This window comes from Pirellulales bacterium (genome assembly GCA_035656635.1).
GTDB lineage: Bacteria > Planctomycetota > Planctomycetia > Pirellulales > JADZDJ01 > DATJYL01.
The window spans coordinates 1-7,779 of the sequence record DASRSD010000124.1; the positions used below are offsets into that span (position 1 = coordinate 1).

Here is a 7,779-nt window from a genome sequence, read left to right on the forward strand (position 1 = left end):
AAAAACATCGTCGGTTAATTGCTCGCTGCCAAACCATCCTGAACGAGCGCCGCCGGGCTACCGCAACAAACAAATAATCAATTTCCTAGCCAATCAACCACACTCCGGTTCCCTCGGGTATTGGATCTTTAACGAATCAAAACACAAGTTATGCCCAAGCGATTAGAAATTGGCGTTGTCATGAAAGATAAGGCTGCAAAAACGCGGCGGGTGGAAATTCCCCGTCTGGTGCGGCATGCGAAGTACGGCAAAATTTTGCACCGCAAAACCGTGTGCCATGTTCACGACGAAAACAACGAATCGCACGAAGGCGACACAGTGGAAATTCGCGAATGCCCGCCGAAATCGCGGTTGAAGCGTTGGGAATTGGTGCGCGTGGTGGCCAAGAGCCAGGCGGTCGATCTCGCCGCCATGCGTGCGGCGACCAAAATGGATGAAGAAGCCGGAATCAAGTAGGCACAATAGCGTGTTGTCATGATCCAAATGCAAACCAGGCTGAACGTGGCCGATAACACCGGCGCCCGCGAAGTAATGTGCTTCAAGGTGCTTGGCGGCAGCCGACGGCGCTATGCCGGGCTAGGCGATATTGTGGTGTGCAGCGTGAAAAGCGTGATTTCCGGCAGCGACATTAAAAAGAAGGCGGTCGTGCAAGGGGTCATCGTCCGTTGCAAAAAGCCGACGCGCCGCACCGACGGTAGTTACGTGCGGTTCGACAGCAACGCCGTGGTGCTCATCGATGCGGAAAAAAATCCGCGCGGCACGCGCATTTTCGGAGCCGTGGCTCGGGAGCTGCGCGAACGGAATTTCATGAAAATTGTAAGCTTAGCAAGCGAAGTAGTGTGAAGCGGAGTTGTTCCATGCACATTCGACAAGACGACATCGTGCAAGTCATTGCCGGCGAAGAGCGCGGCGTGCGCGGCAAGGTGCTTAGCGTTTCGCCTAAATCCGGAAAAGTGGTGGTCGAGGGCGTAAACCGCGTTTACAAGCACATGAAACGCAGCCAAAAAAATCCGCAGGGCGGCCGGCTATCGAAAGAAATGCCTGTGGATGCTTCCAATATCATGCTGGTCGATCCGCAAACCGATAAGCCAACCCGAGTGGGCGTGCGTGTGACGAAAGAAGGCAGCCGCGAACGCTATTCCAAGCGCAGTGGAGCTTCGCTAGGAGCAGTCAGCGCCGTTCGCAAAGAAAGCGGCAAAAAGCGCCAATAAACCAAGCCTCAACATCGTTATGGCTGCCCACGGGGCGGAAATAAAAATTACAAACCATTCACTGTGAATCTGAAACCAATCCTGAATATTCGTTAACGACCGCCATGGCTAAGAAAGACAAAAAAACCGCAACCCAAGAAACCGCCCCCAGCGGACCGCCGCCTACGCCGCGCTTGTTGGAAAAGTTCGAGAAAGAGGTGTTGCCGGGCCTCAGCGGCAAATTGGGCCGCAAAAATGCCATGTCGTTGCCCCGCTTGCAAAAAATCGTGTTGAACATGGGGGTCGGCAGCGCTGTCGCGGAAAAAAAGAACCTCGAAGATGCCGTGGCCGCCCTGACGCAAATCACCGGTCAAAAGCCGTTGGTTACCAAGGCCCGTAAAGCGATTTCCGGTTTCAAATTGCGGGAGGGCCTGGCGATTGGCTGCAAGGTCACGCTGCGCGGCGCACGGATGTACGAATTTTTGGATCGCCTAGTGTCGCTGGCATTGCCCCGAGTGCGCGATTTCCGCGGTTTGGATCCAAACTCGTTCGACGGCCAGGGTAATTACAGCTTGGGCCTGTCGGAGCAACTGGTATTTCCGGAACTTAACCCCGACAAATTCACACGCGTGCAAGGCATGAACGTCACCATTGTGGTTTCCGGACACAGCAACGATGATTCGCGAGAATTGCTCCGGGCTTTGGGTTTCCCCTTCAAAGCCGAAGAAAAGTCGGGCAAGGACAAAAAAGGCGCAGCATAACGTCGTCCATGAAAATCCGAATGCACATACAATTAATTTGATCGTATCGATTTCCATTTGATCACTATCTACGGACCGCCTATCACAGAACAATGGCCAGCACTTCCAAAATTGCAAAAGCAAAACAAAAGCCCAAATTTTCCACCAAGTTGCGGCGGCGCTGCCAATTGTGCGGCCGTCCCCGGGCAGTGTATCGCAAGTTCGGCCTGTGCCGGATTTGTTTCCGGAAGTTGGCCGACCAAGGCATGATTCCAGGCGTGAGAAAGGCAAGCTGGTAACAGGACCCACAACGCATGATTACTGATCCCATTGCCGATATGCTAACCCGCATCCGTAACGCCATTCGCGTGGAGCGGCCGACGGTCGATATGCCCTCCTCCAAGGTCAAGCGCGGTGTGGCCGATGTGCTCAAGCGCGAAGGTTACATCTGGGACTGGAAGGAAGTGGAATCACAGCCGGCCAACCAGCTGCGCATTGAATTAAAATACGGCCCCAACGGTGAGCGTGTCATCCGGCATTTGAAGCGCGTCAGCAAACCAGGCCGACGAATGTATTCCGGCGCCGCTAAGCTCAAGCCGGTGCTGAGCGGGTTGGGAATTTCCATCATTAGCACCAGCCGTGGCGTGGTTAGCGATCGCGAGGCCCGGCAACGCAAGCTCGGCGGCGAAGTGCTGTGCGAGTTGTGGTAATAAAAGCAATTAGCGGTTAGCAATCAGTCAAACAGGATTAACAAATAATTATCAGCGGTCGGTAATTCTCAATCCGCGGCAGCCTCTTCGGCTAGTTGCTAACTGTTAATTGCAAATCGCTCCGAAATCATGTCCCGAATTGGAAAAATTCCCGTGCCCGTGCCCGATAAGGTGAAAGTCGTCGTCGCCGGCGGCGAAGTGGCCGTCGAAGGTCCTTTGGGCAAACTGAAGCAGGCTTTTTTGCCGCTCGTCGATGTCAAATTCGACGATGCCGCTAAGCGGTTAGTCGTTAGCCGCAAAAACGATGGCCGCCAGGCAAAAGCCGTGCACGGACTCACTCGCGCGCTCTTGCGAAATATGGTCGACGGGGTCACCAAGGGCTACGAAAAGAAGTTGGAAATTGTCGGCGTCGGCTATTTAGCGGCAATCCAAAAAAATCAACTGCAATTGCGGGTGGGTTTTGCCAACGAAGTTCACTTGCCTATTCCTGCCGGATTAAACGTAGCGTGCCCGGACCAAACACACATTGTTATCAAGGGCATCGATAAACAGGCGGTGGGACAATTCGCCGCTGAAGTGCGAGCAGTTCGCAAGCCGGAACCGTACAAAGGCAAAGGCATCCGCTATGACGGCGAGCAAGTTCGTCGCAAGGCCGGTAAGGCAGTTACTAAATAGGCAGTCGGTAGGCAGTAAGGGATAGGCAGAGTGACAAAGCAATTAATGCGGTGACGCCATGAATCACGAAAAACAAATCGGCTTGCAGCGTAGGCGACGGTCGTTCCGTGTGCGGAAAAACACCCGCGGCACGAAAGATCGCCCCCGCCTGTGCATCGTTCGCAGCCTGAAGCATACCTATGCCCAGGTGATTGACGATTCGAAAGGAAGCACGCTGGCTTCGGCCGCGACAACAGAAAAAGTATTGAAAGGCCAAGTTAAATACGGCGGCAACAAAGCAGCCGCCGAAGCGATTGGCCGCACCATTGCAGAGCGGGCTTTGGCGGCCGGAATCAAGCAAGTATCCTTTGACCGCGGCAGCGCAAAATATCATGGCCGTGTCGCCGCCCTGGCCGAGTCAGCGCGCAAAGCAGGATTAAGTTTTTGAGCAAACAAAATGTCTGGAATCTGGTGTCTGTTTTTTGGGAAATCCCATTACTCCCGTTACTAGAGAATCGCTAAAAATGTTCACACGCCAGAACAAAGTACAAGTGACCAGACACTAGACAACTAGTCACCCAATACAAGACACCAAACACCCCAAGCAACATGCCCACAGAAACTTCCCACTCCGGCGAACTGGTCGAAAAAGTCATTAAAATCCGGCGCTGCGCGGCAGTAGTCAAAGGCGGCCGCCGGTTCAGCTTTGCGGGCATGGTCGTGGTCGGCAATGGCCGCGGCAAAGTTGGCGCAGGTTACGGCAAAGCCAACGAAGTTCCGCCTGCTGTAGAAAAGGCAATCAAAGATGGCTCTCGCAGCATGATCGATATTCCGCTGGAAGGCAGCACCATCGCTCATCCGGTATTGGGTCACTTCGGCGCTTCGGACGTCATCTTATTGCCAGCTAGTCCTGGCACCGGCGTTATTGCTGGCGCGGCGGTGCGTGCAGTTTGCGAAGCAGCCGGCATTCACGACGTGCTTACCAAAAATTACGGCTCCACAAATCCCATCAACGTGGTCAAAGCCACGATGAACGCCCTTAAGCAACTGCGCACTCCGGTCGAAGTGCAACGACTGCGCGGAGTAACCCTGCCATGAACATCAACGACGTGCATCGCAGCATTCACAAGCATACCAAACGTCTGCGCATAGGCCGCGGCATCGGCTCCGGCAGAGGCAAAACTTCCGGACGCGGCCATAAAGGGCAAGGTCAGCTGGCCGGTTGGGCAGCGCCGGTAATTTTCGAGGGCGCACGCATGCCTCTCATTCGCCGCATTCCCAAGCGCGGCTTTCACAATCAATGGGGCTTGCGGATTGGAATTGTGAACCTGGACGAATTGCAGTCAGCATTCAAGTCGGGCGACGAAGTGACCCTCGAAACGCTGAAAGCGGCTGGTTTATGCAAGCGCCCTTGCGATGCATTGAAAGTGCTGGGCCAGGGAGAAATCAAGAAAAAATTGAAGGTCACGGCCCATAAGTTCAGTGCGTCCGCCTTGGAAAAAATCAAAGCCGCCGGCGGCGAAGCGGTGGTGCTGCCCGGGCCCAAGCCTGTGAAGCGCAAAAAGCCCAGAAAGACCGCGGTTGCCAAGTAATTCGATTTCGCCCCGTTTCGTGAATTTCGCTAACCTTGGAGTTGGAATTGGGGCGTAACAAGGAACGCAGGAATTCAGAAAGCGGCCACTGCAATAAACTGCCCCGCGGGAATACATTTGCGAGCAATCTTGCCTTTCCTGGTTTCGTGGCTTCCTTATAATCTTTCTCTGTGGCGTGGTAGTTGGAAGGAATTGGTCGGCATTTAAGTCCGGAGCAAGCCATGTGGGAAAAAATTCGGGTGATGTTCACCATTCCAGAGCTGCGGCAGAAAATTCTGCTGACCATGCTCTTTCTGGCGATTTACCGGGTCGGCTTCCAAATTCCGCTGCCCATTGTGGATCGCGACGCCATGAAGGCCAGCCTGCAATCGAATTCCACCCTAGGCTCGTTCTTCCAGCAGGCGGCCGTGTTCAGCGCCAGCAACTTGACGATGGGAACGATTTTCGGCCTGGGAATTATGCCCTACATTTCGGCTTCCATTATTTTCCAATTGCTCGGCAGCGTGTGGGCGCCCTTGGAGCAGTTGCAAAAAGAAGGCGAAAGCGGCCGCAAAAAAATCAACGAGTACACACGCTATGCCACGGTGGTGATTTGCATTGGGCAAAGTTGGGGTTATTTGGCGTATTTGATTCATGGCAGCGGAACGCGCAGCTTCATTTCGTCCGAGTTTATGGTGAACGGTCATCTGTCGTTCTACTGGCAATTTGTGGCCGTCATGATCATGACCACGGGCACCGTGTTTTTGATGTGGCTGGGGGAACAAATTGACGAATTTGGCATCGGCAACGGCATCAGCTTGCTGATTATGGCCGGCATTTTAGCGCGGATGCCCGCCGCATTTATCGACATGATCAGCAATAGCTCGTTGGAATTGGGCGGCAGCGTGGGCAAGTTCGGCCCAGAAAAATGGATTGTGATGGGCATTTTGTTCGTCAGCGTCGTAGCGGGCGTGGTGTATATGGATCAAGGCCAGCGCCGCATTCCCACCCAAAGCGCCAAGCACGTGCGCGGCCGCAAAGTGTTTGGTGGCAATCGGCAATACTTACCGCTGAAGGTAAACCACTCGGGCGTGATGCCGATTATTTTCGCCAGCAGCTTGCTATTGTTTCCCAATCTATTGTTCCGCCAACTGGCCGCGGCCTACGGCGGAATTTGGGACAATTTGAACGACGCCTTCACGCGCGGGACATCTTACATTTACAACATGCTGTATATCATCTTGATTTACTTCTTCTGTTATTTCTGGACGGCCATCATGTTCAATCCGAAAGACGTGGCCGATAACTTGAAAAACTTCGGCACGTTCATTCCCGGGTATCGGCCTGGCAAGCGTACTGAAGATTACCTGGAAAAAGTCATGGTTCGCATTACTTACGTGGGGGCGGCGTTCCTGTCGGTCGTGGCCATTGTGCCCACGTTGATTTCCGGCTCGTTAGATATTCCCTTTATCGTCGCCCAATTTTACGGCGGCACGACGCTGCTGATTGCCGTGAGCGTGGCCTTCGATTTGGTTCAGAAAATCGACAGCCACCTCGTGATGCGGAATTACAAAGGATTGCTGCAATAGGTGACGCAAATTCAAACGGCGTTCCCATGCGATTAGTTCTTCTTGGACCTCCCGGAGCTGGCAAAGGCACTCAGGCGCAGCGGTTGGTGGAATTTTTGCGCGTGCCGCATCTCTCGACTGGCGAAATGCTGCGGCTGGCCATTGCCCAAGGCACGCCCGTTGGGCTGCACGCGAAGGGATTCATCGATCAAGGAAAGCTCGTGCCCGACGACACCGTGCTGGAGTTGGTGCAGCAGCGGCTTAGTCAGTCCGATTGTGCAACAGGTTATTTGCTAGATGGTTTTCCGCGCACCTTGCCGCAAGCAACCGCTTTGGACCAATACTTGACTGACCGCAAGCAACCGCTTGACGGCGTAATTGATTTGGAAGTCAACGAAGACGAAGTTGTTCAGCGGATGATTGCGCGCGGTCGTGGGGACGATCAACCGGAAGTTATTCGCCAACGCCTGGTTACCTATCAACAGCAAACCAAGCCCTTGTCCGACTACTATCGCGGCCGCAAGTTGCTGTATGCCATCAACGCCATGGGAACCGTGGACGAAGTGTTTGCACGCATGCGCCAGGCTGTGGAACGAATGAAATCTTGCCAGCGGTAGCCTCAGCGGCACTTACACGGTAGGATGATTTGGAAGAAAACAACCAACCATTTCCGTCTCGGGAGCCCGCGACAGTCCGCCGTATTGCGGCGCATCGATATCCACCTCGCCTGCCGAAAGCACCCTCCACAGTGACGAATTCACCTAAGTGCATTAATTTGCGTTCGCCGCGCGAACTGGCGCAAATGCGAAAGGCCGGCTTGGCGGTGTGGGGCGCTCATCAAGCGGCGAAAGCAGCCGTGCGGCCCGGAATTACCACGGCAGAAATCGACGCCCTCATCGACGAATACTTCAACCGCCAGAACGCGGTGCCGCTGTTCAAAGGCGTGCCCGGCAAAGTTCCCTTTCCTGCCGCCACCTGCATCAGCGTAAACGACGAAGTAGTGCACGGCATTCCCGGCGCGCGGCGGCTCAAGGAAGGCGACATCGTCAGCCTCGATACCGGCTGCAAGCTGAACGGCTGGTGCGGAGACTCGGCTTACACGCATCCGGTGGGAAATGTTTTGCCCGAGGTGCAGCGGTTGTTAGATGTCACTCGGTCGGTGCTTGATCTGGCGATCGAATTGATGGCGGTCAAAACCCGCTGGAGCGATGTCGCCCGTGAAATGGGCTCCTATGTGCGCGATCATGGTTTTTCGGTCGTCGAAAACTTCGTAGGTCACGGCATTGGTCGCGATATGCACGAAGAGCCGCAAGTGCCAAATTTCGTCAGCCCGCAACTACGACGCA

General features: G+C 54.4%; 13 protein-coding genes. All 13 read left to right on the forward strand.

Translation table 11 applies throughout. The features are described 5' to 3' along the window. Positions 1–150 precede the first annotated feature (150 nt). Entirely contained in the window at positions 151–456 is a 306-nt protein-coding gene (rpsQ, locus tag VFE46_11520) for a 30S ribosomal protein S17 (protein HZZ28621.1), read from the forward strand. A gap of 18 nt (positions 457–474) precedes the next feature. Next, positions 475–843, forward strand: a complete 369-nt coding sequence (gene rplN, locus VFE46_11525) for a 50S ribosomal protein L14 (GenBank protein ID HZZ28622.1) — start codon at positions 475–477, stop codon at positions 841–843. Between the two features lie 14 nt (positions 844–857). Next, positions 858–1,211: a 50S ribosomal protein L24 gene (rplX, locus tag VFE46_11530; GenBank protein HZZ28623.1), complete on the forward strand. Its 354-nt coding sequence runs from the start codon at positions 858–860 to the stop codon at positions 1,209–1,211. A gap of 104 nt (positions 1,212–1,315) precedes the next feature. Next, positions 1,316–1,951, forward strand: coding sequence for a 50S ribosomal protein L5 (gene rplE / locus VFE46_11535; protein HZZ28624.1), 636 nt, complete (start codon positions 1,316–1,318; stop codon positions 1,949–1,951). A gap of 92 nt (positions 1,952–2,043) precedes the next feature. After that, a complete protein-coding gene (locus tag VFE46_11540; GenBank protein ID HZZ28625.1) occupies positions 2,044–2,229 on the forward strand; it encodes a type Z 30S ribosomal protein S14 in 186 nt (61 codons plus the stop codon). A 15-nt stretch (positions 2,230–2,244) separates the two neighbouring features. Continuing rightward, a complete protein-coding gene (gene rpsH, locus VFE46_11545) occupies positions 2,245–2,640 on the forward strand; it encodes a 30S ribosomal protein S8 (GenBank protein HZZ28626.1) in 396 nt (131 codons plus the stop codon). 129 nt (positions 2,641–2,769) lie between these two features. Beyond that, positions 2,770–3,315 (forward strand): 50S ribosomal protein L6, encoded by a 546-nt coding sequence (gene rplF / locus VFE46_11550; GenBank protein ID HZZ28627.1) that lies wholly within the window; start codon positions 2,770–2,772, stop codon positions 3,313–3,315. Positions 3,316–3,373: 58 nt separating this feature from the next. Beyond that, on the forward strand, positions 3,374–3,742 hold the full coding sequence (gene rplR / locus VFE46_11555; protein HZZ28628.1) for a 50S ribosomal protein L18: 369 nt from the start codon (positions 3,374–3,376) through the stop codon (positions 3,740–3,742). 161 nt (positions 3,743–3,903) lie between these two features. Further along, positions 3,904–4,392, forward strand: coding sequence for a 30S ribosomal protein S5 (rpsE, locus tag VFE46_11560; GenBank protein HZZ28629.1), 489 nt, complete (start codon positions 3,904–3,906; stop codon positions 4,390–4,392). Continuing rightward, positions 4,389–4,886, forward strand: a complete 498-nt coding sequence (gene rplO, locus VFE46_11565) for a 50S ribosomal protein L15 (GenBank protein ID HZZ28630.1) — start codon at positions 4,389–4,391, stop codon at positions 4,884–4,886. The genes rpsE and rplO overlap by 4 nt, the downstream gene beginning before the upstream one ends. A gap of 221 nt (positions 4,887–5,107) precedes the next feature. Continuing rightward, positions 5,108–6,454, forward strand: coding sequence for a preprotein translocase subunit SecY (secY, locus tag VFE46_11570; protein HZZ28631.1), 1,347 nt, complete (start codon positions 5,108–5,110; stop codon positions 6,452–6,454). Between the two features lie 26 nt (positions 6,455–6,480). Further along, on the forward strand, positions 6,481–7,050 hold the full coding sequence (locus VFE46_11575; GenBank protein ID HZZ28632.1) for an adenylate kinase: 570 nt from the start codon (positions 6,481–6,483) through the stop codon (positions 7,048–7,050). A gap of 131 nt (positions 7,051–7,181) precedes the next feature. Then, the coding region (gene map / locus VFE46_11580) for a type I methionyl aminopeptidase (GenBank protein ID HZZ28633.1) at positions 7,182–7,779 on the forward strand (598 nt) is incomplete at its 3' end.